Here is a 308-nt window from a genome sequence, read left to right as displayed (position 1 = left end):
CACCATCTCCATGAAAATGCGCCGGAGCTTTCGATCGCGGGCGAACTCGCCCGCCGTTTTGCTGCAGTGATACGCGGCGACGATGATGCCGGCCTTGAGCGATGGATCGCCGATGCCACGAACAGTGAGCTGGCCTCCCTTGCAGCAGGATCGGCCATGACATTGAGGCTGTCCGGGCGGCAATCACCCAGCCCTGGAGCACGAGCCCGGTCGAAGGCCAGATCAACCGCCTCAAGACGATCAAGCGCCAGATGTACGGGCGCGCCGCCTATCCACTCCTCCGGAGCCGACTGCTGGCAGCCGCTTGA

The 308-nt window shown here is 64.0% G+C and carries 1 pseudogene; it reads left to right on the top strand.

Annotated features, from left to right (window positions below):
* Positions 1-129: 129 nt before the first annotated feature.
* Positions 130-308: pseudogene (locus AC04SI_RS33395) on the top strand (ISL3-like element ISAzba9 family transposase); the annotation flags it as partial.

The organism is Mesorhizobium sp. CNPSo 4689, from assembly GCF_057784325.1.
Note: the sequence above shows the minus strand (reverse complement) of the source record. Positions and strands in the feature narration are given on the sequence as shown.